The sequence below is a fragment of the Nocardioides perillae genome (assembly GCF_013409425.1).
Taxonomy (GTDB): Bacteria; Actinomycetota; Actinomycetes; order Propionibacteriales; family Nocardioidaceae; genus Nocardioides; species Nocardioides perillae.
Genome location: NZ_JACCAC010000001.1, coordinates 1144937 through 1170924 on the forward strand (window position 1 = coordinate 1144937; position 25988 = coordinate 1170924).

Consider the following 25988-nt stretch of genomic DNA (forward strand, 5'->3'; position numbering starts at 1 on the left):
GGACAGCGCACGGGGTCCCAGGGGGCACGGCCTCACACGTTGCGGCGGTACTGCCCGCCCACCTCGAAGAACGCCTCGGTGACCTGGCCGAGGGTGCAGACGCGGGCGGCGTCCATCAGCACGGCGAAGACGTTCTCGCCGCTGGTCGCGGCCTGCTTGAGGCGGGCGAGGGCGGCCGCCGCCTCGTCGCGGTGGGCGTCCTGGAACTCCCGGGTGCGGCGCAGCTGCGACTCCTTCTCGGCCTCCGTGGCGCGGGCGAGCTCGATCTTCTCGGGGGTGCCGTCGCCGGCGTCGGGGCGGCGGAAGGTGTTGACGCCGATGATCGGCAGCGACCCGTCGTGCTTGCGGTGCTCGTAGAGCATCGACTCGTCCTGGATGCGGCCGCGCTGGTAGCCGGTCTCCATCGCGCCGAGCACGCCGCCGCGCTCGTTGATGCGGTCGAACTCCGCCAGCACGGCCGCCTCGACGAGGTCGGTGAGCTCGTCGACGACGAAGGAGCCCTGCAGCGGGTTCTCGTTCATCGCCAGGCCCCACTCGCGGTTGATGATGAGCTGGATCGCCAGCGCGCGGCGCACCGACTCCTCGCTGGGGGTGGTCACGGCCTCGTCGTAGGCGTTGGTGTGCAGGCTGTTGGCGTTGTCGTAGATCGCGATCAGCGCCTGCAGCGTGGTGCGGATGTCGTTGAAGTCCATCTCCTGCGCGTGCAGCGAGCGACCGGACGTCTGCACGTGGTACTTCAGCTTCTGGCTGCGCTCGCCCGCGCCGTACTTCTCCTTCATCGCGATCGCCCAGATCCGGCGGGCGACGCGGCCGAGCACGGTGTACTCGGGGTCCATGCCGTTGGAGAAGAAGAAGGACAGGTTGGGCGCGAAGGCGTCGATGTCCATGCCGCGCGCGAGGTAGGCCTCGACGTAGGTGAAGCCGTTGGCGAGGGTGAAGGCGAGCTGGCTGATGGGGTTCGCCCCGGCCTCGGCGATGTGGTAGCCGGAGATCGACACGGAGTAGAAGTTGCGCACCCCGTGCTCGATGAACCACTCCTGGATGTCGGCCATGCAGCGCAGCGAGAACTCGGTGGAGAACAGGCAGGTGTTCTGGCCCTGGTCCTCCTTGAGGATGTCGGCCTGCACGGTGCCGCGCACGGTCGCCACCGCGTGCGCGGCGAGCATCGCGCGCTCCTCCTCGCCCGGCTCGCGGCCCTCCCGCTCGCGGAACGTGTCGACCTCCTGGTCGATCACGGTGTTGAGGAAGAAGGCGAGGACCGTCGGCGCGGGGCCGTTGATCGTCATGCTCACGCTGGTGCTGGGCGCCGTGAGGTCGAAGCCGTCGTAGAGGACCTTCATGTCGTCCAGCGTCGCGACCGAGACGCCGGAGGTGCCGACCTTGCCGTAGACGTCGGGGCGGGGGTCGGGGTCGCGACCGTAGAGGGTGACGGAGTCGAACGCGGTCGACAGGCGCTTGGCCTCGCCCTCGGCGGAGAGCACCTTGAAGCGGCGGTTGGTGCGCGCGGGGTCGCCCTCGCCGGCGAACATCCGCGCCGGGTCCTCGCCGTCGCGCTTGAAGGGGAAGACGCCGGCGGTGAAGGGGAAGTGGCCCGGGAGGTTCTCGCGGCGCCAGAAGCGCACGAGCTCGCCGTGGTCCTCCCAGCGCGGCAGCGAGACGCGGCGCACCTGGTTGCCGCTCAGCGACTCGCGGGTCAGCTTCGTGACGATCTCGCGGTCGCGGACCTTCACGACCTGCTCGTCGCCGGAGTAGGCCTCCACCACCGACGGCCACGCGGCCACCTGGTCGGCGACCTCGTGCGGCAGCTGCTTGCGCGCGGCCTCGAGCAGGGCAGGTACGCCGCCCTGGTCGCCGTCGGCGAGCTCGGCGCTGACCGCCTCGAGGCGCTGCACCCGGCGCGCGGCCTCGGCCAGCTCCTCGGTGCGCGCGTGGTAGGCGCGGACGGTCTCGGTGATCTCGGCGAGGTAGCGCACCCGCTCGGTGGGCACGACCTGCCGGATGCCGGAGGAGTGCTTGACGCCGACCGGGGCGAGCGTGCCCTCGGCGACCGGCAGGCCCTGCTCGGCCAGCAGGTCGCGCAGGTGCTGGTAGAGCGCGGTGACGCCGTCGTCGTCGAAGGTCGCGGCGCTGGTGCCGAAGACCGGCATGTCCTCGGGCTGCTGGCCGAAGGCCTCGCGGTTGCGCACCATCTGCCGGCCGACGTCGCGCAGCGCGTCCTTCGCGCCGCGGCGCTCGAACTTGTTGATCGCCACCACGTCGGCGAAGTCGAGCATGTCGATCTTCTCGAGCTGGCTCGCGGCGCCGAACTCCGGCGTCATGACGTAGAGGCTGGTGTCGACGAAGGGCACGATCGCCGCGTCGCCCTGGCCGATGCCGGGGGTCTCCACCACGACCAGGTCGAAGCCCGCGGCCTTGAGCACCGTCAGCACGTCGTCGAGGTGCTCGGGCACCTCGTGGGCGCCGCGGGTCGCGAGGCTGCGGAAGAAGACCCGGTCGCCGTCGATGGAGTTCATCCGGATCCGGTCGCCGAGCAGCGCGCCGCCGCCCTTGCGGCGGGTCGGGTCGACCGCGACGACCGCGACGCGCAGCTTGTCCTGCTGGTCGACGCGGAAGCGGCGCACCACCTCGTCGGTGAGGCTGGACTTGCCCGAGCCGCCGGTGCCGGTCAGCCCGAGCACCGGCACCGTGCGGGCCGCGGCGGCCTCGCGGAGCCGGCGTACGACCTCGTCGGGGAGCTGGCCCTGCTCCGCGCCGGTGATCGCGCGCGCGATCGCGAACCGGTCGCCGGCGAGCACCGCCTCGGCGTCGACCTGCTTGGCCTCCCACAGGTCGAAGTCGCAGTCGCGGACGACGGAGTTGACCATGCCGACCAAGCCCATGCGCTGGCCGTCCTCGGGGGAGAAGATCGTGACGCCGGCGGCGCGCAGCCGCTCGATCTCGTCGTGGACGATCACGCCCCCGCCGCCTCCGACGACGCGCACGTGGTCGGCGCCCTGCGCGCGCAGCGACTCCTTGAGGTACTCGAAGTACTCGATGTGGCCGCCCTGGTAGGAGCTGACGGCCACGCCCTGGACGTCCTCCTCGAGCGCGGCGTCGACGACCTCCTGCACCGAGCGGTTGTGGCCGAGGTGCACGACCTCGCAGCCCTGGCTCTGGAAGATCCGCCGCATGATGTTGATCGAGGCGTCGTGGCCGTCGAAGAGGCTGCTCGCCGTGACGAGGCGGACGGGGTTGACGGGCGTGTGCAGGTCGGCCATGCCCTCGATGGTAGGACGTCCAAGTATCTGGTGTCGAGGCGTCGGCGACGACGGGACGTGGGCGATACTGGGCCGGTGCGCACCGTCGACCTCAACGCCGACCTGGGGGAGGGCTTCGGGGCCTGGACGCTCGGCGACGACGACGCGCTGCTCGACGTCGTGACGAGTGCCAACGTGGCCTGCGGCTTCCACGCCGGCGACCCCACGACCATGCGCCGCGTCTGCGAGCGTGCGGCCGAGCGCGGCGTGCGGATCGGGGCGCAGGTCGGCTACCGCGACCTCGCCGGCTTCGGCCGCCGCTTCGTCGACGTCGCGCCCGCCGACCTCACCGCCGACGTGCTCTACCAGCTTGGTGCGCTCGAGGCCTTCGCCCGCGTCGCCGGCACGCGCGTCGCCTACGTGAAGCCGCACGGCGCCCTCTACCACGCCCTCGTCCACCACGAGGCGCAGGCCGCGGCCGTCGTCGAGGCCGTGCGCCGCTTCGACCCCGCACTGCCCGTCCTCGGCCTCCCCGGGTCGCGCTGGCTGGCCCTGGCGGAGGAGGCCGGGCTGACCCCGGTCGTCGAGGCGTTCGCCGACCGCGCCTACACGCCCGAGGGCACGCTGGTGTCCCGGCGGGAGCAGGGTGCGGTGCTGCACGACGCCGAGGAGGTGGCCGCGCGCTGCGTGCGGATGGTCACCGCCGGCGAGGTGGTGGCCGTCGACGGGTCGGTCGTGGCGGTGCGCCCCGCCTCGCTCTGCGTGCACGGCGACAGCCCGGGCGCGGTCGCGATGGCACGGCGGGTGCGGGCGGCTCTGACCGACGCCGGGGTGGCGCTCACCCCGTTCGCGGCGGCGGACGGCTAGGCCGTGCGCCTCCTCGACTGCGGTGACACCGCGCTCCTCGTGGAGCTCGCGGACCTCGACGAGGTGCTGGCGCTGCACGCCGCGCTGCTCGCGGCGCCGCCCCCGGGCGTGGTCGACCTCGTGCCCGCCGCGCGCACGCTGCTGCTGCGCACCGACCCGGAGGCGGGGGCCGACCTCGACGGCGTACGCCGTGCGGTGCTGGCCGCGCGACCCCGACCGGGTGCGCGCCCCGACGCCGGCCACGTCGAGGTGCCGGTGCGCTACGACGGCGCGGACCTCGAGGAGGTCGGCGCCCTGACCGGTCTGGGCGCCCGCGGCGTGGTCGAGGCGCACACGGCCGCGGAGTGGACGGTGGCCTTCTGCGGCTTCGCGCCCGGCTTCGGCTACTGCGTCGGCGGCGACGACCGGCTGCACGTGCCGCGCCGGCGCGACCCCCGCACGTCGGTGCCTGCGGGCTCCGTCGCGCTGGCGGGCGGCTTCACCGGCGTCTACCCGCGCGCCTCGCCCGGCGGCTGGCAGCTGCTCGGGCGCACCGACCTGCCGGTCTGGGACCTCGACCGCGACCCGCCCGCGCTGCTCGCCCCCGGCGTGCGCGTGCGCTTCGTCGAGGTCGCGTGAGCGGGCCCGCGACCGGGGGCGCCCCTGGCGGAGCTCCGGTGCTCGAGGTGCTCGAGGCCGGCCGCGGGACGACGGTGCAGGACCTCGGCCGGCCCGGGCTGGCCGCGCTCGGCGTCGGGCGCTCCGGCGCCGCCGACCGGGCCGCGCTGCGACTCGCGAACCGCCTCGTCGGCAACCCCGAGGGGCACGCCGGCCTCGAGGTGACCCTCGGCGGCCTCACGCTCGTCGCGACGGCCGCGGTCACGGTGGCGGTGGCCGGGGCGCCCTGCTCGGTGACGGTCGACGGCCGCGCGGAGCCGGCGTACTCCTGCGTGCGCGTGCCGGCGGGCGCGACGGTGCGGCTCGGGACGCCGTCGACGGGGCTGCGCGGCTACCTCGCGGTGCGCGGAGGGGTCGACGTCGCGCCGGTGCTCGGCTCGCGCGCCACCGACACGCTGGCCGGGGTGGGGCCGCCACCGGTCGAGGCGGGCACGCGGTTGCCGGTCGGTCGCCCGCGCGGGCCGCTGCCCGACGTCGACCTCGCGCCCGTCTCGCCGCCGACGGGAGGCGACGTGCGGCTGCGGGTGCTGCCGGGGCCGCGGCTCGACTGGTGCGACCCCGGCGCGTGGGCGGTGCTGCTCGCGACGCCGTGGGAGGTGAGCGCCGACAGCGACCGGGTGGGGCTGCGGCTGGGGGGCGCCGAGCTGCGGCGGGTGCGCGACGGGGAGCTGCCGAGCGAGGGGACGGTGCCGGGCGCGCTGCAGCTGCCGCCGACCGGGCGCCCCACCCTGCTGCTCGCCGACCACCCGGTGACCGGCGGCTACCCCGTCGTCGGCGTGGTCAGGAGCGCCGACGTCGACCGCGCGGCCCAGGCCCGGCCGGGGCAGCGGCTGCGCTTCGTCGCGGGGTGAGCGGGCGGTCAGTCGACCGGGTCACCGGCGGTGCTGCGCAGGCGGGCCAGCAGCGCGGTGAGGTCGCGCACGTCCGCCGGGTCGAGGCCCGGGGCCGCGAAGACCTCGTTGAGGCCGGCGGTGGCGCGACCGGCGACCTCGCGCCCGGCGTCGGTGAGCACGGCGAGCTTGACCCGGCGATCAGCGGCGCCGGGCTCGCGGCGCACGAAGCCCTGCCGCTCGAGCCGGTCGACGGCGCTGGTGACGGAGGTGGGGTGCACCTGCAGCAGCGAGCCGAGGCGCGTCATCGGCATCCGCCCGGCCGAGGAGAAGCTCAGCAGCTGCAGCACCTCGTAGCGCGCGAACGTCAGCCCGTGCGGGCGCAGCACCTCCTCGATGCGCTCCATCAGCAGCTGTTGGGCGCGCACCAGCGAGGTCACCATCGCCATGCCGTCGGCTGCGTCGTCCCAGCCGTGGCGCAGCCACTGCTCGTGCGCCGCCCGGATCGGGTCGCGCCCGACGCCGCGCGCACCCCGGGCCGCGGCGGAGCGGGAGCGGGCCTCGGTCACGCAGGGGAGCGTACGGCGTGGGGCTGGGTGCGCGCGCCGGCGCGTCCGCGGGCGGACTTGTGGCCCAGGTCCTGCACTTGTGGCCCGAGTTCTCGGGGCACAAGTGCAGGAGTCACCGGCTGACCGGTGACTCCGACAGGCGACGGAGGGCAGTCGTCAGCGCGGAGCCATGCGCAGCGCGCCGTCCATGCGGATCGTCTCGCCGTTGAGGTAGTCGTGGCGCACGAGGGTGAGGACGAGGTCGGCGAACTCCTCGGGGCGACCGAGGCGCTGCGGGAAGGGGACGCCCGCGGCGAGCCCGGCGCGGAACTCCTCCGACACGGTGGCGAGCATCGGGGTCTCGACGATGCCGGGGCAGACCGTGTTGACCCGGATGCCGTGCTGGGCGAGGTCGCGGGCGGCGGGGAGGGTGAGGCCGACGACGCCGCCCTTGGACGCGGCGTACGCCGCCTGGCCGACCTGGCCGTCGAAGGCCGCGATGCTGGCGGTGTTGACCACGACGCCGCGGGCGCCGTCGGCGAGCGGCTCGGTCTCGGCGATGCGGGCCGCCGCCAGGGTCATCACGTGGACGGTGCCGAGCAGGTTGACCTGGACCACCTTCGCGAAGAGACCGAGGTCGTGGGGGCCCTTCTTGCCGAGCAGCCGGGCCGAGGGGCCGATGCCGGCGCAGTTGACGACGGTGCGCAGCGGGCGGCCGGTGCCGGCGGCCTCGGCGACCGCGGCCTCGACCTGCGTGGGGTCGGTGACGTCGACCGGGAGCAGGCGCACGCCCTCGCCCGGCTCGGCGCCCTCGATCGACGACGGCAGGTCGAAGCCGACGACCGTCGCGCCGGCCTCGGCGAGCGCGTGGGCGGTGGCGGCGCCGAGCCCGGAGGCGGCGCCGGTGACGATCGCGGTGGTGTCCTGCAGCTGCATCGGGGGTCTCCTGGGTGGGTGGGGGTGAGGGCGGTCAGGGGGCGACGACGATCGAGCCCTCGCCGGGCGCGCCCTTGTCGAGCGAGCGGCCGATCACCATGCGCTGGATCTGGTTGGTGCCCTCGAAGATCTGCATGACCTTGGCCTCGCGCATGTAGCGCTCGACCGGGAAGTCGCGGGTGTAGCCGTAGCCGCCGAGCACCTGCACCGCGTCGGTGGTCACCTTCATGGCCCCGTCGGTCGCGACCAGCTTGGCGACGCTGGCCTCGCGGCCGTAGGGCAGGCCGCGGTCCTTGAGCCGGGCGGCGTGCAGCGTCACCGCCCGGGCCGCCTGGATCGTCGCCTCCATGTCGGCGAGCACGAAGGCGAGGCCCTGGTGGTCGATGATCCGCTGCCCGAAGGTCTCGCGGGTCTTGGCGTAGGCCACCGCGTGGTCCAGCGCGCCCTGGGCGAGCCCGACCGCGACCGCGGCGATGCCGAGGCGGCCGGCGTCGAGGCCGGCCAGCGCGATCTTGAGCCCGTCGCCCTCCTCGCCGAGCCGCCGCTCGACCGGCACCCGCACGCCGTCGAGCAGCATGGTCGCGGTCGTCGAACCGGTGAGCCCCATCTTGCGCTCGGGGGTGTCGGCCGTGAGCCCGGGCGCGTCGGCGGGGACCAGGAAGCAGGAGATGTCGCCGCGGCCGTCGCCGGTGCGGGCCATCACCTTGTAGAAGTCCGCCTCGCCGCCGTGCGTCGTCCAAGCCTTCGCGCCGTCCAGCACGTAGTCGTCGCCGTCGCGCCGCGCCGTCGTGCGCATCGCGGCGGGGTCGGAGCCCGCGTGCGGCTCGGAGAGGCAGTAGGCGCCGAGCAGCTCGCCGCCGAGCATGTCGGGCAGCCAGCGCTGCTGCTGCTCGGCCGTGCCCCGCGTGACCAGGCCGAAGCAGGACAGCGCGTGCACGCTCGTGCCGACCCCGACGCTCGACCACACCGAGGCGATCTCCTCGAGCACCTGCAGGTAGACCTCGTAGGGCTGCCCGCCGCCGCCGAGCTCCTCGTCGTAGGGCAGACCGAGGATGCCCGCGCGGCCCAGCGTGCGGAAGACCTCGCGGGGGAAGGAGCCGTCGGCCTCGGCCTGCGCCACCAGCGGCGCGAGCTCCTTGGTGACCAGCTCACGGACCAGCTTGAGCAGGTCGGCGGACTCCTCGGTGGGCATCACGCGGGTGGCGGGCACGGGTCCTCCGGCGGGTCGACGATACTGAGACGAGGCCTACAGTATCGTCGAGAGTCCAGCTCGTCACCAGGAGGTCCCGTGCGTCGTACGCCGCGCCAGCAGGACCTCCTCGGCCGCCTGACCGCCGTCGTGGTCGCCGAGGGGTTCGCCGAGGCGACCCTCGACGACCTGGCGCGGTCGCTGCGCTGCTCCAAGACGACCCTCTACGCGCTCGCGCCCTCCAAGCAGGAGCTCGTGGTGGAGGTGGTGCGGGCGTGGTTCCGCGAGGCGACGGCGCAGGTCGAGGCGCACCTCGCCGAGGAGCCGCACCCCGGACGCCGGGTGACGGCCTACCTCGAGGCGGTGGCCGCCCAGCTCAGCGGGCTCTCGCGCGCCTTCCTCGACGACCTCGCCGCCTTCGCCCCGGCGGACGCGGTCTACCGCCGCAACACCGAGGCCGCGGCCGACCGCATCCGCGCCCTCATCGCCGAGGGCATCGAGGCCGGCGCGCTCCGCCCGGTCGACGCCGCCTTCGCCGCCGAGATGGTGGCGGCCACCATGTTCGACATCCAGCGTGGCCGGCTCTTCGCGCGGCTGGGCCTCTCCGACGCCGAGGCGTACGCCGCGCTGGCGGGGTTCGTCGAGCAGTCGCTGACGGCCTGAGGGCGCGAGGCGCGCGTAGACCGACGGGCACGACGAGCGCCGGGCGCACAGGCACCGCGTGGTGGCGCGGGGTCGAGACCCCGGCCGGCCCGTTGTGCCCGTCCGACTACGACTGCTCGGCGAGCGGGGCGAGCGCCGCGGCGATCTCGGCGTCGCTGGCGCCGGTGCGCACCACGACGATGGCGGCCGGCCCGTCGCCGGCGGCGCGGGCACCGGAGGCGAGACCCACCAGTGCGACCACTTCGCCCATGGCCGTCTCGAAGTCGGCCTCGGGGTCGGTGGTCTGGTCGCGCAGCCAGGCGCGGAGCACGTGGTTGTGGGCCGTGACGACGGCGGCGGCCAGCAGCTCCGCCCGCAGCGCCGTCTCGGGTCCGCTGCCGAGCCACGCGTGCAGGTAGGCCCCGAAGAGCCGCTGGTAGGCCTGCTGGCCGGCGATCTCGCGGGCGCGCAGCGCGGGCACCGTGGTGGTGAGGCGGTAGCGGGCGCGAGCGAGGTCACCCTCGGTGAGGTAGTGGCGCAGCACCAGGCGGGCGGCCTCGACGACCGCGGTGCGCGCGGTCGCCAGGTCGGCCGGGGGAGAGGCGGCGGCGAGCCGGTCGCGGATCTGCCCGAGCAGCCCGTCGTGCTCGGGGAAGATCACGTCCTCCTTGCTGCGGAAGGACCGGAAGAACGTCGTGCGCCCCACGCCGGCGCGCTCGGCGACGTCGTCGACGGTGGTCGCCTCGAAGCCCCGCTCCTCGAACAGCTCGAACGCCGCGAGCGTGAGCCGCTCGCGAGCCGTCGGGCGCGGCGTACGGGGGGTGTCGGGCACGGCGCGAACCCTAGCGCCACGTTGCTCCGGCGGATGGTACTGAGTACCGTGGTGGGCGCACCCCGTCCCACCCACGACTGCGAGGCGCCCCCCATGGCCGGCAACCCCGACTTCGACCTCTTCCGCACGACCGACGACCACGAGGAGCTGCGCCAGGCCGTGCGCGCCGTGGCCGAGGACAAGATCGCCCCCTGGGCGGCGGAGGTCGACGAGCAGTCGCGCTACCCGCAGGAGGCGCACGACGCGCTCGTCGCCAGCGACTTCTTCGCCCCGCACGTCGAGGAGCAGTACGACGGCGTGGGCGCCGACGCGCTCGCCACCTGCATCGTGATCGAGGAGGTGGCGCGGGTCGACGCGAGCGCCTCGCTGATCCCGGCCGTCAACAAGCTCGGCTCGATGCCGGTGATCCTGGGTGGGTCGGAGGAGCTGAAGCAGGCCTACCTGCCGCCGCTGGCGCGCGGCGAGGCCGGCTTCTCCTACGGCCTGTCCGAGCGCGAGGCCGGCTCTGACACCGTCTCGATGCGCACCCGCGCGGTGCGCGACGGGGACGACTGGGTGCTCAAGGGCACCAAGGCGTGGATCACCAACGCCGGCGTCTCCGACCTCTACACCGTGCTGGCGGTGACCGACCCCGACGGCGAGCGGGGCCGCAACATCTCCGCCTTCGTCGTCGAGAAGTCCGACCCGGGCTTCTCCTTCGGGGAGAAGGAGCGCAAGCTCGGCATCAAGGGCTCCCCGACCCGCGAGCTGCACTTCGAGGACTGCCGCATCCCCGGTGACCGGCTGATCGGCGCGGAGGGCGAGGGCCTCAAGATCGCCTTCCGCACCCTCGACCACACCCGCGTCACCATCGGTGCGCAGGCCGTCGGCATCGCCCAGGGTGCGCTCGACCAGGCGGTCGCCTACGTCAAGGAGCGCCAGCAGTTCGGCAAGCGCATCGCCGACTACCAGGGCATCCAGTTCATGCTCGCCGACATGGCGATGGAGCTCGAGGCGGCGCGGCAGATGGTCTACGTCGCGGCTGCGAAGTCCGAGCGCGACGACGCCGACCTGCCGTTCTTCGGCGCGGCCGCCAAGTGCTACGCCTCCGACGTGGCCATGAAGATCACCGTCGACGCCGTCCAGCTGCTGGGCGGCGCGGGCTACACCCGCGACTTCCCGCTCGAGCGGATGATGCGCGACGCCAAGATCACCCAGATCTACGAGGGCACCAACCAGGTGCAGCGCCTGGTGATGGCGCGCAACCTGCTGAAGGGCTGACCGCCGAGCCGACGGGCCAGGTCAGGAGCGCACGAGGCGGGCGATCGCCTCGGCCGCCTCCTTGACCTTGGCGTCGGCCTCCGGCCCGCCGGCGCGGGCGGCCTCGACGACGCAGTGCTCGAGGTGCTCCTCGAGCAGCCCGAGGGCGACCGACTGCAGGGCCTTGGTCATCGCGCTGACCTGCGTGAGGATGTCGATGCAGTACTTCTCCTCCTCGACCATCCGCTGCAGCCCGCGCGCCTGCCCCTCGATGCGCCGCAGCCGCTTGAGGTAGGCGTCGCGGTTGCCGTGGGCGAGGTAGCCGTGCTGGTGGTCGGCGGCGTGCTCGTCGGCCGGGGCGGTCTCGGTCACGGGGGCTCCTCGTCGGTGGGGTGAGGACAGCATACCCCGAGGGGGTACTTGATCACCTCGGACGGGCGGCGTACCCTCGGGGGGTATCCATCCGCGACCTTGAGGAGACCCGATGAGCACCACCGCCACCTGGACCGTCACCGGCATGACCTGCGGCCACTGCGTCGCCTCGGTGACGGAGGAGGTCGAGGAGCTCGACGGCGTCACCGCGGTCGACGTCGACCTCGCCTCCGGCGCCGTGACCGTCACCTCCGAGCAGCCGCTCGACGACGCCGCCGTGCGCGCGGCCGTCGCCGAGGCCGGCTACTCCGTCGCGTGAGGCGCGCGGCGTGAGCACCCCCGCCGTCCTCGCGTCGTACGCCGCGGGCCTGCTGCTCGCGCTCGGCGGCGGGTGGGCGCTCGGCGCCGCCGTGCCCCCGGTGCTCGACGAGCCGGCGCCCGCCCACGACGCACCGCACCAGGACGACACGCACGAGGGGGACCGCGGGTGAGCACCCAGGACACCGAGCTGCTGCTCACCGGCATGACCTGCGCGTCGTGCGCGAACCGGATCGAGCGCAAGCTCAACAAGGTCCCCGGCGTCACCGCGACGGTGAACTACGCGACCGAGAAGGCGCGCGTCACCTTCGCCGAGGGCGTCACCACCGACGACCTCGTCGCGACCGTCGTCGCCGCCGGGTACGGCGCGTCGCTGCCGGCCCCGCCGCCGACGCCGGCCGGCTCGGCCGACGAGGGCGGGGCGGACGCCCAGGCCGCGGCGGACCCGCACGACGCCGCACTCGCTGCGCTGCGCCAGCGGTTGGTCGTCTCGACGCTGCTCACGGTGCCGGTCGTGGCGATGGCGATGGTGCCGGCGTGGCAGTTCACCTCGTGGCAGTGGGCCTCGCTGACGCTGGCCGCGCCGGTCGTGGTGTGGGGCGCCTGGCCCTTCCACCGCGCCGCCTGGACCAACCTGCGGCACGGCGCCGCGACGATGGACACGCTGGTCTCGCTCGGCGTGCTCGCGGCCTTCGGCTGGTCGCTGTGGGCGCTCTTCCTCGGCGACGCCGGGCAGCCCGGGATGACCCACGCCTTCGAGCTGACCATCGCGCGCACCGACGGCTCCGCGAACATCTACCTCGAGGCCGCGGCCGGCGTCACCACGTTCATCCTCGCCGGGCGCTGGCTCGAGGCCCGCTCGAAGCGGCAGGCCGGTGCCGCGCTGCGGGCCCTGCTGGACCTCGGCGCCCGCGACGTGGCGGTGCTGCGGGACGGGCCGGGCGGTCGGGTCGAGGAGCGGATCGGCGTCGACGCGCTCGTCGTCGGCGACCTCTTCGTCGTGCGCCCCGGGGAGAAGGTGGCCACCGACGGCACCGTCGAGGAGGGCAGCTCGGCGGTCGACGCCTCGATGCTCACCGGCGAGTCGGTGCCGGTCGAGGTCGGCCCCGGCGACACCGTGGTGGGCGCGACGGTCAACGCCGGAGGCCGGCTGGTCGTGCGCGCCACGCGCGTCGGCGCCGACACCCAGCTGGCGCAGATGGCGCGGCTGGTCGAGCGCGCCCAGGAGGGCAAGTCGGCCGCCCAGCGCCTCGCGGACCGGGTCTCCGGCGTCTTCGTGCCCGTGGTGGTGGCGCTCGCCGTCGCGACGCTCGGCTTCTGGCTGGGCAACGGCGCGGGGGCGACGGCGGCGTTCACCGCCGCCGTCGCGGTCCTGATCATCGCCTGCCCGTGCGCGCTGGGGCTCGCCACGCCGACCGCGCTCATGGTCGGCACCGGCCGCGGCGCTCAGCTCGGCATCCTGGTCAAGGGTCCCGAGGCGCTCGAGCAGACCCGGCGCGTCGACACCGTCGTGCTCGACAAGACCGGCACCGTCACGACCGGCGAGATGGCCCTGGTCGACGTCGTGCCGGCGGCCGGGGAGGACCGGGCCGAGGTGCTGCGGCTGGCAGGCGCGCTCGAGGACGCCTCGGAGCACCCGGTCGCGCAGGCCGTGGCGGCCGGTGCCCGCGAGGCGGCCGGGACCGTGGGCCTGCCCGCGGTCGAGGGCTTCGCCAACCTGGAGGGCCTCGGCGTCGCCGGCGAGGTCGAGGGTCGCGCGGTCGTCGTCGGCCGCGCGCGGCTGCTGGCCGAGCGTGGGCTCGCGGTGGGCGACGAGGTGGCCGCCGCGCTCGCGGCGGCGCAGCAGCAGGGGCGCACGGCGGTCGTCGTCGGCTGGGACGGCCGCGCCCGCGGCGTGCTCGCCGTGGCCGACGAGGTCAAGGACGGCTCGGCCGAGGCGGTCGCGTCGCTGCGGGCGCTGGGGCTGCGCCCGGTGCTCCTGACCGGCGACCACGAGGTGGTCGCGCGCGCCGTCGCCCGCGAGGTCGGCCTCGACCCCGACGAGCCCGGCACCGTCGTCGCCGACGTCCTGCCCGCCGACAAGGTCGCGGTGGTCGAGCGGCTGCAGGCCGAGGGGCGCGTCGTGGCCGTGGTCGGCGACGGCGTCAACGATGCCGCCGCGCTCGCGCAGGCCGACCTGGGCCTCGCGATGGGCACCGGCACCGACGTCGCGATCCAGGCCAGCGACCTGACGCTGGTGCGCGGCGACCTGCGGGTCGCGGCCGACGCGATCCGGCTCTCGCGCCGCACGCTGCGCACGATCCAGGGCAACCTCGTGTGGGCCTTCGGCTACAACGTCGCGGCGCTCCCGCTCGCGGCCGCGGGCCTGCTCAACCCGATGATCGCCGGCGCCGCGATGGCGGCGTCCTCGGTCTTCGTCGTCGGCAACAGCCTGCGGCTGCGCACCTTCCGCTGAGTCCGTGACCGCCTGCGCCGAACCGCCGGCGCGGGTGGGCTGAGCGGAACCGAGCGTTCCTTGCGCATCCCTTGCCGTTCCTTGCGGCTGCGCGGGGCGCGCCCTGTGTGATCACGGTCATACGTTGCTCGAGCCGGGGGGACCGGCGTACGCCGACGGGCCGTGGGGCCCACAGGGAGAGCAGCACCATGGGGATCCGCAGAACACTCACGCTGGCGGCGGCACTGCCGCTGGCCGTGGCCGGGGCAGTGCCGGCCGTCGCAGACAACGTGCTCGACAACGCCGTGAGCGCGAGCGTCATCGACACCGGCAAGGTGTCGACCATCGTCTACCGCCTCTCGCAGACCGCCGACGACGGCGAGAAGGGCTGCAACGCCAGTCCGGCCTCACCGGCGACGGTGACGCTGAAGGCCTTCGCGGCCGACGGCACGACGCCGACGACCGGGCTGACCTTCTCGCCGACCAGCTTCACCTTCACCGACTGCGGGCCCGCCTCGGACGCGTCCGTCACGGTCACCGGCAACCGAGCCGGTTCGTACGTCGTGAAGGTCGGCGTGGTCGACAGTGGACCGGGCTCGTACACGACGGCCCAGGCCGACGTCGCGCTCAGGGTCGACGACCCGAACCAGGCCCCGACCGTCACGGTGACGGGGGTGCAGCAGGACCGGGAGTACGTCCTGGGCTCCGTGCCCCAGCCCGGCTGCTCGGTCACCGACGACCAGGCCGTGACGACGCAGCCGACGCCGACGGTGGTGCCCTCGCCGTTCGACGCGCTGGGTGCCCACACGGCCACGTGCAGCTACACCGACGCGGGTGGCAAGTCCGGCAGCGCGTCGACGTCGTACACCGTCGTGCGCCCGCCCAACAACGCGCCGACCGTGGCCGTCACCGGTGTGGAGCAGGGCGGCACCTACCTCGCGGCGACGCCGCCGGTCGTCGGCTGCGACGCCGACGACCCGGACGGTCCGGTCGCAGACCCGTCGCCGACCTTCAGCGGTGTGCTCAACGAGCGCGGCATCGGTGAGCGCACGGCCACCTGCACGGTGACCGACGACCGCGGCGCTACCGCGTCCGACTCCCGGACCTACCGGCTGATCAACACCGCGCCGACCGTGGTGGTCACCGGGCCGAGCGACGCGTCGTACGTCAACGGCACGCAGCCGGCCGACTCCGCCTTCGGCTGCGCTGTCGCCGACCCCGACGAACCGGGCCTGCCGTCTGGCGCGCCGACGGTGAGCCGCGACGCGCTGTCGCGTGGGCTCGGCACGGTGACCGTGACCTGCTCCGTGACCGACGCGGACGGGGCAGGTGCCCGCGCGCAGCACAGCTACGCCATCACCAACAGCGCACCCAGCGTCGCCGTGACCGGCGTGGGTGCCGCGGCCTACGAGATCGGCTCGGAGCCCACTGTGGGCTGCGCCGTCACCGACCGCGAGGACGGCGACCGGACCGCGGCCGCCGAGGTGGCGCGGGGCGCTCTGGTGCACGGCCTCGGCACGGTGACCGTCACCTGCGACGCCAGGGACGCCGACGGCGCCGTAGCCGAGCAGGCACGGACCACCTACCAGGTGGTCGACACCGGCGCCCCGAGCATCACCGGCGAGCGGACCACGCCCGCCAACGAGCACGGGTGGGACAACGGTCCTGTCGTGGTCCGGTTCACCTGCGACGACGAAGGCGGCAGCGGCATCGCCACCTGCGCCCCGGCGACGGCCACCGTCACCGCGCAGGGCGAGGGCCAGTCGGTCACCGGCACCGCGACCGACCACGCCGGGAACACGGCGCAGGCGACGGTCAGCGGCATCAGCATCGACACGTCCGCCCCGGTGCTCGACGTGGTCGGCGGGCCGGCGGCGGGTGCGACCTACGCCTTCGGTCAGGTGCCGGCGGCGCCGACCTGCCGCGCCTCCGACGGCCTGTCCGGCCTCGACGGTGCCTGCGAGGTGAGCGGTGGCGGCACGGCGATCGGCACGCACACCTGGACGGTGTCGGCGCGTGACCGGGCGGGGAACGTCGCGACCAGGTCGCTGACCTACACGGTCGTGCCGTGGACGGCGACGGGCTTCACGAGCCCGGTCGACATGGGTGGTGTGCTCAACACCGTCAAGGGCGGCAGCACCGTGCCGCTCAAGTTCGAGCTGTTCGCCGGCGGAGTCGAGCTCACGAGCACGTCGGCCGTCGCGTCGTTCAGGACGGCGGTCGTGAGCTGCGCCTCGGTGGCCACCGACCGTGCCGACGAGGTGGAGGTCACCACCACCGGTGGCACGGCCTTGAGGTACGACGCCACGGGCGGCCAGTTCGTCCAGAACTGGCAGACGCCGCGCACCGCGGGGGTCTGCTACCGGGCGACGATGACGGCGGCCGACGGGGTGACCTCGCGCACGGCGTACTTCCGGACGAGGTGACCCGTCCCACCGCACCGCGGCCCGGCGCTCTCGGGGGAGGCGCCGGGTCGGGGTGCGTCGGCGCCACGAGGCGGCCGGCCCGGCCCCCGGCGGGGTTCAGGCAGTGACCTCGACCCCGCGCCAGAAGGCGATGCGGCCGGCGATCTCGCTGGCGGCGGGCTTCGGCTCGGGGTAGTACCACGCGGCGTCGGGGTTGGTCCGGCCGTCGACCTCGAGGGACCAGTAGGACGCGTCGCCCTTCCACGGGCAGTGGGTGGTCGTGCTCGAGGGGCGCAGGACGTCCTGGCGCACGGACGCCTCGGGGAAGTAGTGGTTGCCCTCGACCACCACCGTGTCGTCGCTCTCGGCCACGACCGTGCCGTTCCAGACCGCCTTCACGCCGTCCTCCTGGGTGCCTGCGCGGGCCCGCCCCGCGTCGACGCCACTGTGCCGGGCGGAGGCAAGCCGGGAACCCGAGCGTGCGCCGATGCCCTCCACTACGATGTGGCCCCGAGCGGGCTCGAGACCAGGGCCCGCGTGCCGGACCGTCCCGCCGCCCACGCGGCCAGGAGCCCCATGACGACGAGCGAGACGGTGGGCGACCTCGGGGTGCTCGCGCGCGCCTTCGACGCGGTGCCGGTCCCGCTGCTCCTGCTCGACGTCGACCTGCGGATCGTCCACGCCAACCGCGCCCGGGTCGACGTCACCGGCCTGCCGCTCGACGAGCAGGTCGGGCGACCGCTCTTGGAGGTGCACCCCGACGACCCCGACCGGCCCGGCGCGGATGGTCGCGAGCGCCTGCTCGCCTCGTTGGAGCGGGTGCTCGCCACGGGCCGGCCCGACGTCATGCCGGTGCAGCGCTACGACGTGGTCGGGGCCAGCGGTGCGTTCGAGCCACGCTGGTGGAACCCGCGCAACGAACCGGTGCTCGACGAGGTCGGCCGCGTGGTCGCGATCCTGCACCACGCCGAGGACGTGACCGACCGCGTCCGCGAGGGCGAGGCCTCTCGGGAGGCGGTCGCGCGCGGGGTGGCGCTGCAGGACCGCGTCGACGAGGTCGAGGCCGACCTGGTACGCCGGGCCCGAGAGCTCGCCGACGCCAACGCGCGTCTGCGCCGCGTGCTCGACCAGCAGCAGCGCCTCGCCCGGATGCTCGCCGGACTCGCCCGCGTCGTGGCCGCGATGGGCGCGGTCGACACCCACGCCGCCCTCGTGGCGGCCGTCGTCTCCGAGGCGCCCGGCGCGCTCGGCGTCGATGCCGTCGGTCTCGCGTGGGGGCAGCTGGACCACCCGCTGCACGCGGTGCAGGCCCGAGCGGGCGAGGCACCGCGCGAGCACGAGCTCCCGCGTCGCAGCCCCTCGCCACTGGCCAGTGCAGCGCGCGGTCGCCGCGTCGTCGTGCGCGACGCCTCCGCGGTCACCTCCTCCTGGCGCGCCGGCACCGGCGCGCTGGGTGCCTGGGTCGCGCTCCCCGTGACGGTGGCGGGACTCCCGCTCGGCTCGGTCGGCTTCGGCTGGGACGCGCCCCAGACCCTCGACCCCGACGAGCTCGCCGTCCTCGAGGCCTTCGCCGGCCAGTGCGGCGAGGCTCTCGTGCGGGTGCTGCGGCTCGAGGAGGAGACCCGGCTCGCATCCGCGCACCGCAACTTCGCCGAGGCCATGCAGGTGGCGCTCCTGGGTGCCCCCGCGGAGGTGCCCGGCCTCGAGGTCGCCGTCCGCTACCGCGCCGCCGTGCAGGCCGCCCGGATCGGGGGCGACTGGTACGACGTCTTCGACCTCGGTGACGACACCGCCCTCGTGGTGGGCGACGTCGCCGGTCACGACGAGCGGGCCGCCGCGGTCATGGGGCAGGCGCGCGGACTGCTGCGCGGGGTGGCCTGCGCACTCGACGACCGCCGCCCCTCGGTCGTGCTCGCCAAGCTCGACGAAGCGCTCCTGGGCCTGGGGGAGCGGGTCAGCGCCACCGCCCTGGTCGCTGTCGTGCACGGGGACGACGGACGCGACCGGTCTGCGGGTGGCGTGCGGTTGACGTGGTCGCGGGCCGGGCACCCGCCGCCGGTCCTCCTGAGCGCCGACGGGTCGGTCCGGCTGCTGGAGGGCGGAGGCGGCCCGATCGTCGGCTTCGGGTTGAGCGGCACCCGCCGGGACGGCGAGGTGGAGCTCGCGCCCGGATCGACGCTGGTGCTCTACACCGACGGCCTGGTCGAGCGCCCGCGCGAGGTGCTCGACGTGGGGTTCGCGCGGCTCACCGATTCCCTCACCGGACGGCAGCACCTCGGTGCCGAGGAGGTCGCCGACCTGCTCCTCGACCAGCTCGCCGGGGAGCACGACGACGACACCGCACTCGTGGTGCTGCGGGTGCCGCCGGCCTGACCCCGACGCGGGGCCGGCCGCCCGGCTTCCGCCCCGGGCCCCCGCTCAGGCGTCGACGACGACCGGGATGACCAGCGGGCTGCGGGCGTAGGAGCGGCTGAACCAGCGCCCGACGTCGCGCGCCAGTCGCTGCTCGAGCAGGTGCACGTCGCCCACGCCCTCGGCGGCCGCCTGGTCGACCGCCTTCTCGACCGCGGCCTCGGCGCGGGCCACGATCGACTGCTCGAGCTCGAAGCCGCGGCACAGGAAGTCGGGCCGGTCGACCAGCTTGCCGGTGTCGGGGTCGACGATGACGAGCACCGTGACCACGCCCTCGGAGGCCAGCGTGAGCCGGTCGGCGAGGTGGGAGTCGGTGAGCTGGCCGACGGTGCGCGCGTCGACGTAGACGTTGCGGGCACGCACCTTGCCGACGATCTTCGCGTGGCCCTCGACCAGGTCGACCACGACGCCGTCGTCGGCGACGACCACGTGGTCGGCCGGCACGCCGGTGTCGATCGCGATGTCGGCGTTGGCGCGCAGGTGGCGCCACTCGCCGTGCACCGGCATGACGTTGCGGGGGCGGACGATGTTGTAGCAGTAGGCGAGCTCGCCGGCGCTGGCGTGGCCCGAGACGTGCACCTTGGCGTTGCCCTTGTGCACCACGCGCGCGCCCCAGCGGGTCAGGCCGTTGATGACGGCGGTGATGGCGTTCTCGTTGCCGGGGATGACCGAGCTGGCCATGAGGACGGTGTCGCCCTCCTGGATGCGGATCTTGTGGTCGCGCGCGGCGATGCGCGACAGCGCCGCCATCGGCTCGCCCTGCGAGCCGGTGCAGATCAGCACGGCCTTGCTCGGGGCCATCCGCTCGAGCTCGTCGAGCGGCACGACGAGGCCCTGCGGCACGTCGAGGTAGCCGAGGTCGCCGGCGACGCCCATGTTGCGCACCATCGAGCGGCCGACGAAGGCGACCTTGCGGCCGTGCTCCGCGGCGGCGTCGAGCACCTGCTGGATGCGGTGCACGTGGCTGGCGAAGCTGGACACGACGATGCGGCGCGGCGCGGTGCGGAAGACCTCGGCGATCGCCGGGCCGATCTCGCGCTCGGCGGTGGTGAAGCCGGGCACCTCGGCGTTGGTCGAGTCGGTGAGGAAGAGGTCGACGCCCTCCTCGCCGAGGCGCGCGAAGCCGCGCAGGTCGGTGATGCGCCCGTCGAGGGGGAACTGGTCCATCTTGAAGTCGCCGGTGTGCAGGACCGTGCCGGCGGCGGTGCGGATGCCGACGGCCAGGCCGTCGGGGATGGAGTGGTTGACCGCGAGGAACTCGCAGTCGAAGGGACCGGCCTGGTGGCGGTCGCCCTCGGCGACCTCGACGAAGGTCGGCTTCAGCCGGTGCTCCTTCGCCTTCTCCCGCACCAGCGCGAGCGTGAGCTTGGAGCCCACGACGGGGATGTCGGGGCGCTCCTGCAGCAGGTAGGGCACGCCGCCGACGTGGTCCTCGTGGCCGTGGGTCAGGACCAGCGCCTCGACCTTGTCGAGCCGGTCCCGGATCCAGGAGAAGTCGGGGAGGATCAGGTCGACGCCGGGCTGGGTCTCCTCGGGGAAGAGCACCCCGCAGTCGACGATGAGCAGCTTGCCGCGGTGCTCGAAGACGGTCATGTTGCGGCCGATCTCACCGAGGCCGCCGAGGCCCACGACGCGCAGGCCGTCACGGGGCAGGGAGGGCGGGGCGGACAGCTCGGGGTGGCGGGTGTTCACGCCCCGACCCTACCGAGGCGTGAGGGTAGGGTCGGACCCCGTCGCACCCCACCGCCTGGGAACGGAGCCGATGACCGAGCACGTGCAGATCGGCGAGGTCGCCGCCCGCACCGGGCTGAGCCTGCGCACGATCCGCTACTACGAGGAGGTCGGCCTCGTCGCGCCCTCGGCGCGCTCGGCGGGCGGGTTCCGCCTCTACGCCGAGGCCGACGTCGACCGGCTCGAGCTGGTCAAGCGGATGAAGCCCCTCGACTTCTCCCTCGAGGACATGCGCGAGCTGCTCGCGGTCGTCGACGCCCTCGACGCGACCCCGCGCCCGGCCCCGGGGGACGACGGCACGGAGCGCGCGGCGCTGCTCGCGCGGCTGGCGGCGCTCGAGGCGTCCGCCCAGGAGCGGGTCGCCTCGCTGCGGCGCAAGCTGGCCGTCGCCGAGGAGTTCGCCGGCGGGTTGTCGGAGCGGATCGCCGCCCAGCGCTCGCCCGCCTCCGGCCCGTGAGGCGGCGGTGAGGACCCGGCGTACGCGGGGCTCGGGGCCGGCGCTCGCCGTCGGGGCCGCAACCCTCACGCAGGGGTAGACTCGGCCGGCGATGACAGCCGACCCCCGCCCCCGCCGCACCTTCGCCGTGATCAGCCACCCCGACGCGGGCAAGTCGACGCTCACCGAGGCCCTGGCCCTGCACGCCGCGGTGATCCAGGAGGCCGGCGCGGTGCACGGCAAGGCCGGGCGCAAGGGCACCGTCTCGGACTGGATGGAGATGGAGCGGGCCCGCGGCATCTCGATCACCTCGGCCGCGCTGCAGTTCGAGCACCGCGGCACGGTCGTCAACCTCGTCGACACCCCGGGTCACGCCGACTTCTCGGAGGACACCTACCGTGTGCTCTCCGCGGTCGACTCCGCGGTGATGCTCGTCGACGCGGCGAAGGGGCTCGAGCCCCAGACGCTGAAGCTGTTCCGGGTCTGCGCGCAGCGCGGGCTGCCGGTGCTGACAGTGGTCAACAAGTGGGACCGTCCGGGGCTCGACCCCTTCGAGCTCCTCGACCAGGTCGAGCAGCAGATCGGGCTGAAGCCGACGCCGCTGACCTGGCCGGTCGGCGCGGCCGGCGACTTCCACGGCGTGCTCGACCGTCGCGACGGCCACTTCGTGCGCTTCACCCGCACCGCCGGCGGGGCCACCCGGGCGCCGGAGGAGCACCTGACCCCTGAACAGGCCGAGGCGGCGGTCGGTGACGACTGGGTGGAGGCGCTGGAGGGCCACGAGCTGCTGAGCGCCGACGACGCCGACCACGACCAGGCGTCCTACCTCGCCGGGCGCACGACGCCGGTGATCTTCGCCTCCGCGCTCCAGAACTTCGGGGTCGGGCAGCTGCTCGACCTCCTGCTCGACGTCGCCCCGGCGCCCGGGCCCACGCCGGCGGTCGACGGCGGGGTCCGCGAGCCCGGTGACGACTTCAGTGCCTTCGTCTTCAAGGTGCAGTCGGGCCTCGACGCCCAGCACCGCGACCGCCTCGCCTACGCCCGCGTCTGCTCGGGCCGCTTCGAGCGCGGCATGGTCGTGACGCACGCCGCGACCGGGCGACCCTTCGCCACGAAGTACGCCCAGACCGTCTTCGGGCGCGACCGCACCGTCGTCGAGACCGCCGAGCCCGGTGACGTGATCGGCCTCGTCAACGCTGCCGCGCTCAAGGTCGGCGACACGGTCTACGCCGGCAAGCCGGTGCGCTACCCGCCCATCACCAGCTTCGCCCCCGAGCACTTCGCGACGGCCACCGTCGCCGACACCGGGCGCTGGAAGTCCTTCCGCCGCGGCATCGAGCAGCTCGACGAGGAGGGTGTGGTGCAGGTGCTGCGCTCGGAGTGGCGCGGTGAGCAGGCGCCGGTCCTCGCGGCCGTCGGGCCGATGCAGTTCGAGGTGGTCGCCGCCCGGCTCGAGTCGGAGTTCCGGGCGCCGGTGCGCCTCGAGCGGCTCGGCTACGAGCTCGCCCGCACGGTGCGCCCCGACCAGGCCGAGGAGGTCGCGGGGCTGCGCGGCGTCGAGGTGCTCGCGCGCCGCGACGGCACCCTGCTCGCGCTCTTCCCCGACGAGTGGCGGCTGCGGTTCGTCCAGCGCGACCACCCCCACCTCGAGCTCACTGCCCTGCCCGCCGGCGGCGAGGTCTCCGAGCGGGCAGCCGCCGGCGCGCGGCGCTGAGGGCACGCGCCCGCGATTCACGCTCAACCCTCACGTCGCGTTAGGGTTCAGGTGCCGGCCGCCCGCGAGGCGGCCCCCCGACCTCGTACCTCCCGCCCGGCCCGGCGCGCGACGACGCGCGCTGCGGCAGCCGGGCACCCGGACTCCTGGAGCCTGCGCATGTCCTCTGCCGACCGCCCTGCCGATCGCCCTGCCGATCGCCCTGCCGACCGCCCAGCCGACCGCCCTGCCGACCGCCCTGCCGACCGCGACGTCGACGAGCTGGAGCTCGCCGGCCTGCCTCACCCCGCCGCCGCCGACCTGCCGTCCGGCGGCAGCCCCGCGCCCTCGCGCGACGACAGCGTGCGCACGGCGCTGCGCTCACCGGCGGTCCTGCGGCGCGAGGTCGTCGCCGGCCTGGTCGTCGCGCTGGCCCTGATCCCCGAGGCGATCTCGTTCTCGATCATCGCCGGGGTGGACCCGCGCCTGGGCCTCTTCGCCTCCTTCACGATGGCCGTCTCCATCGCGTTCCTCGGTGGGCGGCCTGCCATGATCTCGGCCGCCACCGGCGCGATCGCGCTGGTGATCGCCCCGGTCGCGCGGACCTATGGCGTGGACTACCTCGTCGCGACCGTCATCCTGGGCGGCGTCTTCCAGGTGCTGCTCGGCCTCGCAGGCGTGGCGAAGATGATGCGGTTCGTCCCGCGCTCGGTGATGGTCGGCTTCGTCAACGCGCTGGCGATCCTGATCTTCCTGGCCCAGGTGCCCTACATGACCGACGTGCCGGTCCTGGTCTACCCGATGATCGCCGCCGGCATCGCGGTCATGGTCTTCCTCCCCCGCATCACGACGGTCGTGCCGGCCCCGCTGGTCGCGATCGTGCTGCTGACGGGGGTCACCCTGGCCGCCGGGCTCGCCCTGCCCGACGTCGGTGACGAGGGCGATCTGCCCGAGACGCTCCCGTCGCTGCTCTTCCCCGACGTCCCGCTGACGCTCGAGACCTTCCAGATCGTCGCGCCGTACGCCGTGGCGCTGGCCCTCGTCGGGCTCCTGGAGTCGCTGCTGACCGCCAAGCTGGTCGACGACGTCACCGACACCCACTCCGACAAGACCCGCGAGGCGTGGGGCCAGGGCGGCGCCAACATCGTGACCGGCTTCTTCGGCGGCATGGGCGGCTGCGCGATGATCGGCCAGACGATGATCAACGTGAAGGCCTCGGGTGCCCGCACGCGGATCTCGACCTTCTCGGCCGGCGTGCTGCTGCTCGTGCTGGTCGTCGGCTTCGGCGACCTGGTCGCCCGCATCCCGATGGCCGCGCTGGTGGCGGTGATGATCATGGTCGCCGTCGGCACCTTCGACTGGCACAGCGTCGCGCCCGCCACCCTGCGGCGGATGCCGAAGTCCGAGACCACCGTCATGGCCTCGACCGTCGCGGTGACCGTCGGGACGCACAACCTCGCCATCGGCGTGGGCGTCGGCGTGCTGGTCGCCATGACCCTCTTCGCCCGCCGCGTCGCGCACCTCGCCGCCACGCACCGCGAGGTCGTGACGGACGCCGACGGTCGTCCCGTCGCGCGCTACACCGTCACCGGCGAGCTGTTCTTCGCCTCCAGCAACGACCTTTACACCCAGTTCGAGTACGCCGACGACCCCGACCGCGTGGTCGTCGACCTCTCCGCCTCGCACGTGTGGGACGCCTCCACCGTCGCCGCGCTCGACGCGATCGCCACGAAGTACGAGCGAAAGGGCAAGAGCGTCGAGATCGTGGGGTTGGACGAGCACAGCACCCACATGCACGACCGGCTCAGCGGGCGGCTCTCCGCGCACTGAGGGTCCCCGTCGGCGCGTCATGCGGTGGGTGCGCGACTGCGTGCGGTCCGCATGACGCTCGCGGCGGTGCCCACGGGCGTACGGCGGTGCGTCATGCGGTGGGTGCGCGACTGTGTGCCGTCCGCATGACGCTCGCGGCGGGACCCACGGGCGTACGGCGGTGCGTCATGCGGTGGGTGCGCGACTGCGTGCTGTCATGCGGTGGGTGCGCGACTGCGTGCGGTCCGCATGACGCTCGCGGCGGTGCCCACGGGCGTACGGCGGTGCGTCATGCGGTGGGTGCGCGACTGCGTGCTGTCCGCATGACGCTCGCGGCGGTGCCTACGGACGCAGGACGGCCGGCCACCCCGTGGGGTGGCCGGCCGTCGCCGTGTGGGCTCGCGCCCGACGCCTCAGTGCTCGAGACGTCAGTGCTTGAAGGCGTCCTTGACCTTCTCGCCGGCCTGCTTGAGGTCGGCCTTGCCCTGGTCGGCCTTGCCCTGGTTCTTCAGCTCGTCGTCGCCCGTGGCGCCGCCGACCTTCTCCTTGGCCTTGCCGCCGAGGTCCTGCAGCTTGTTGTCGGCCTTGTCGTCGGTGCTCATCGCCGACTCCTTCCCGACCGGGGTGCGGTCGTGTCGCGGACGTGCTGTCCCCGACGCTGTACCCACGAGCGCCGCAGGCATGAGCAGGCGCTGGGCGGGCGGGGCACAGTGAAGTGGTGGCCCGACCCGAGCTCGTCGTCCTCGACGTCAACGAGACCCTGTCCGACACCGCGCCGCTGCGCGAGCGCTTCGCCGAGGTGGGGCTCGCGCCCCACGAGGCCGAGCCGTGGTTCGCCGGCGTGCTGCGCGACGCCTTCGCGCTCACGGTGGTGGGGGAGAACCCCGCCTTCGCCGACCTCGCCGCCGAAGGGGTGAGGACGCGGCTGCCGGCCGACCACCCGGACCCCGACGGCGCCGCGGCCGCGGTGCTCGACGCCTTCACCTCGCTCGCCGTGCACGCGGACGTCGTCGACGGGCTGCGCGCGCTCCGCGACGGTGGCAGCCGGCTCGTGACGCTGAGCAACGGGTCCGCCTCGATCGCCGAGGGCCTGCTCGAGCGGGCCGGCGCCCTCGACCTGGTGGAGGCCTGCCTGAGCGTCGCCGACGCGCCGGCGTGGAAGCCCGACGCCCGTGCCTACGCCCATGCGCTGGCGCACACCGGCGTCGACGCCGGTGACGCGATGCTCGTCGCGGTGCACCCGTGGGACGTCGACGGCGCGGCCCGAGCCGGCCTGCGCACGGCCTGGCTGCGGCGCGGCGTGGCCCACTACCCGGCGTACGCGCGAAGCGCCGACGTCGTCGCCGACGACCTGCGCGACCTCGCCCGGCGGCTGGCCGGTTGAGGCCGGCCTGTCGGTCCA

Annotated in this window: 23 protein-coding genes; 14 read left to right on the plus strand and 9 right to left on the minus strand. The window is 74.4% G+C overall.

Going from position 1 to position 25988, the window contains the following annotated elements; translation table 11 throughout:
* Positions 1-32: 32 nt before the first annotated feature.
* Entirely contained in the window at positions 33-3257 is a 3225-nt protein-coding gene (gene icmF / locus BJ989_RS05345; RefSeq protein ID WP_179517313.1) for a fused isobutyryl-CoA mutase/GTPase IcmF, read from the minus strand.
* Between the two features lie 75 nt (positions 3258-3332).
* On the opposite strand from icmF, the gene BJ989_RS05350 reads away from it, so the two are divergent.
* The 3 genes from BJ989_RS05350 to BJ989_RS05360 are packed head-to-tail and all read left to right on the plus strand — an operon-like array spanning position 3333 to position 5611.
* The gene (locus BJ989_RS05350) at positions 3333-4103 is read left to right on the plus strand and encodes a 5-oxoprolinase subunit PxpA (protein ID WP_179517314.1); all 771 of its coding nucleotides are present in this window, start codon (positions 3333-3335) and stop codon (positions 4101-4103) included.
* A gap of 3 nt (positions 4104-4106) precedes the next feature.
* Complete coding sequence (locus BJ989_RS05355) at positions 4107-4721, plus strand: carboxyltransferase domain-containing protein (protein WP_179517315.1); 615 nt, start codon at positions 4107-4109, stop codon at positions 4719-4721.
* Positions 4718-5611: a 5-oxoprolinase/urea amidolyase family protein gene (locus tag BJ989_RS05360; protein WP_179517316.1), complete on the plus strand. Its 894-nt coding sequence runs from the start codon at positions 4718-4720 to the stop codon at positions 5609-5611. Before BJ989_RS05355 ends, BJ989_RS05360 begins: the two co-directional genes overlap by 4 nt.
* Positions 5612-5619: 8 nt before the next feature.
* Here BJ989_RS05360 and BJ989_RS05365 read toward each other — a convergent pair whose 3' ends face one another.
* From BJ989_RS05365 to BJ989_RS05375, 3 genes are all read right to left on the minus strand, one after another.
* Positions 5620-6159, minus strand: coding sequence for a MarR family winged helix-turn-helix transcriptional regulator (locus tag BJ989_RS05365; RefSeq protein WP_343049112.1), 540 nt, complete (start codon positions 6157-6159; stop codon positions 5620-5622).
* A 156-nt stretch (positions 6160-6315) separates the two neighbouring features.
* Positions 6316-7074 carry an SDR family oxidoreductase gene (locus BJ989_RS05370; RefSeq protein WP_179517317.1) on the minus strand — a complete coding sequence of 253 codons (759 nt, stop codon included), beginning with the start codon at positions 7072-7074 and terminating at the stop codon, positions 6316-6318.
* Between the two features lie 34 nt (positions 7075-7108).
* The gene (locus tag BJ989_RS05375; protein ID WP_179517318.1) at positions 7109-8284 is read right to left on the minus strand and encodes an acyl-CoA dehydrogenase family protein; all 1176 of its coding nucleotides are present in this window, start codon (positions 8282-8284) and stop codon (positions 7109-7111) included.
* Between the two features lie 78 nt (positions 8285-8362).
* Between BJ989_RS05375 and BJ989_RS05380 the strand changes: the two genes are divergently transcribed.
* Positions 8363-8926, plus strand: a complete 564-nt coding sequence (locus BJ989_RS05380) for a TetR family transcriptional regulator (RefSeq protein ID WP_179517319.1) — start codon at positions 8363-8365, stop codon at positions 8924-8926.
* Positions 8927-9032: 106 nt separating this feature from the next.
* Here BJ989_RS05380 and BJ989_RS05385 read toward each other — a convergent pair whose 3' ends face one another.
* Complete coding sequence (locus BJ989_RS05385) at positions 9033-9737, minus strand: TetR family transcriptional regulator (protein ID WP_179517320.1); 705 nt, start codon at positions 9735-9737, stop codon at positions 9033-9035.
* A 93-nt stretch (positions 9738-9830) separates the two neighbouring features.
* On the opposite strand from BJ989_RS05385, the gene BJ989_RS05390 reads away from it, so the two are divergent.
* Positions 9831-10997 (plus strand): acyl-CoA dehydrogenase family protein, encoded by a 1167-nt coding sequence (locus BJ989_RS05390; RefSeq protein WP_179517321.1) that lies wholly within the window; start codon positions 9831-9833, stop codon positions 10995-10997.
* A gap of 21 nt (positions 10998-11018) precedes the next feature.
* On the opposite strand, the gene BJ989_RS05395 is transcribed toward BJ989_RS05390, so the two are convergent.
* Positions 11019-11348: a metal-sensitive transcriptional regulator gene (locus BJ989_RS05395; RefSeq protein WP_343049113.1), complete on the minus strand. Its 330-nt coding sequence runs from the start codon at positions 11346-11348 to the stop codon at positions 11019-11021.
* Positions 11349-11460: 112 nt separating this feature from the next.
* On the opposite strand from BJ989_RS05395, the gene BJ989_RS05400 reads away from it, so the two are divergent.
* The 4 genes from BJ989_RS05400 (at position 11461) to BJ989_RS05415 (ending at position 16526) form a co-directional block, all read left to right on the plus strand.
* Complete coding sequence (locus tag BJ989_RS05400) at positions 11461-11667, plus strand: heavy-metal-associated domain-containing protein (protein WP_179517323.1); 207 nt, start codon at positions 11461-11463, stop codon at positions 11665-11667.
* Positions 11668-11677: 10 nt separating this feature from the next.
* Positions 11678-11839, plus strand: coding sequence for a hypothetical protein (locus BJ989_RS05405; protein WP_179517324.1), 162 nt, complete (start codon positions 11678-11680; stop codon positions 11837-11839).
* 32 nt (positions 11840-11871) lie between these two features.
* Positions 11872-14121, plus strand: coding sequence for a heavy metal translocating P-type ATPase (locus tag BJ989_RS05410; protein WP_179519402.1), 2250 nt, complete (start codon positions 11872-11874; stop codon positions 14119-14121).
* 188 nt (positions 14122-14309) lie between these two features.
* Entirely contained in the window at positions 14310-16526 is a 2217-nt protein-coding gene (locus tag BJ989_RS05415) for a PxKF domain-containing protein (RefSeq protein WP_179517325.1), read from the plus strand.
* 96 nt (positions 16527-16622) lie between these two features.
* Here the strand turns inward: BJ989_RS05415 and BJ989_RS17535 are convergent, their stop codons facing one another.
* Entirely contained in the window at positions 16623-16904 is a 282-nt protein-coding gene (locus tag BJ989_RS17535) for a DUF427 domain-containing protein (protein ID WP_179517326.1), read from the minus strand.
* Between the two features lie 177 nt (positions 16905-17081).
* Here BJ989_RS17535 and BJ989_RS05425 point away from each other — a divergent pair, with 177 nt between their 5' ends.
* A complete protein-coding gene (locus BJ989_RS05425; protein ID WP_179517327.1) occupies positions 17082-18878 on the plus strand; it encodes a SpoIIE family protein phosphatase in 1797 nt (598 codons plus the stop codon).
* A 45-nt stretch (positions 18879-18923) separates the two neighbouring features.
* On the opposite strand, the gene BJ989_RS05430 is transcribed toward BJ989_RS05425, so the two are convergent.
* Complete coding sequence (locus tag BJ989_RS05430; RefSeq protein WP_179517328.1) at positions 18924-20609, minus strand: RNase J family beta-CASP ribonuclease; 1686 nt, start codon at positions 20607-20609, stop codon at positions 18924-18926.
* A 70-nt stretch (positions 20610-20679) separates the two neighbouring features.
* Between BJ989_RS05430 and BJ989_RS05435 the strand changes: the two genes are divergently transcribed.
* The 3 genes from BJ989_RS05435 (at position 20680) to BJ989_RS05445 (ending at position 24607) form a co-directional block, all read left to right on the plus strand.
* Positions 20680-21105 (plus strand): MerR family transcriptional regulator, encoded by a 426-nt coding sequence (locus BJ989_RS05435; RefSeq protein ID WP_179517329.1) that lies wholly within the window; start codon positions 20680-20682, stop codon positions 21103-21105.
* 91 nt (positions 21106-21196) lie between these two features.
* Entirely contained in the window at positions 21197-22798 is a 1602-nt protein-coding gene (locus tag BJ989_RS05440; protein WP_179517330.1) for a peptide chain release factor 3, read from the plus strand.
* Between the two features lie 159 nt (positions 22799-22957).
* On the plus strand, positions 22958-24607 hold the full coding sequence (locus BJ989_RS05445) for a SulP family inorganic anion transporter (RefSeq protein WP_179517331.1): 1650 nt from the start codon (positions 22958-22960) through the stop codon (positions 24605-24607).
* Positions 24608-25014: 407 nt separating this feature from the next.
* Here BJ989_RS05445 and BJ989_RS05450 read toward each other — a convergent pair whose 3' ends face one another.
* A complete protein-coding gene (locus BJ989_RS05450) occupies positions 25015-25188 on the minus strand; it encodes a CsbD family protein (RefSeq protein ID WP_179517332.1) in 174 nt (57 codons plus the stop codon).
* Between the two features lie 116 nt (positions 25189-25304).
* Here BJ989_RS05450 and BJ989_RS05455 point away from each other — a divergent pair, with 116 nt between their 5' ends.
* Positions 25305-25970, plus strand: a complete 666-nt coding sequence (locus BJ989_RS05455) for a haloacid dehalogenase type II (RefSeq protein ID WP_179517333.1) — start codon at positions 25305-25307, stop codon at positions 25968-25970.
* The last annotated feature ends 18 nt before the right edge of the window (positions 25971-25988 follow it).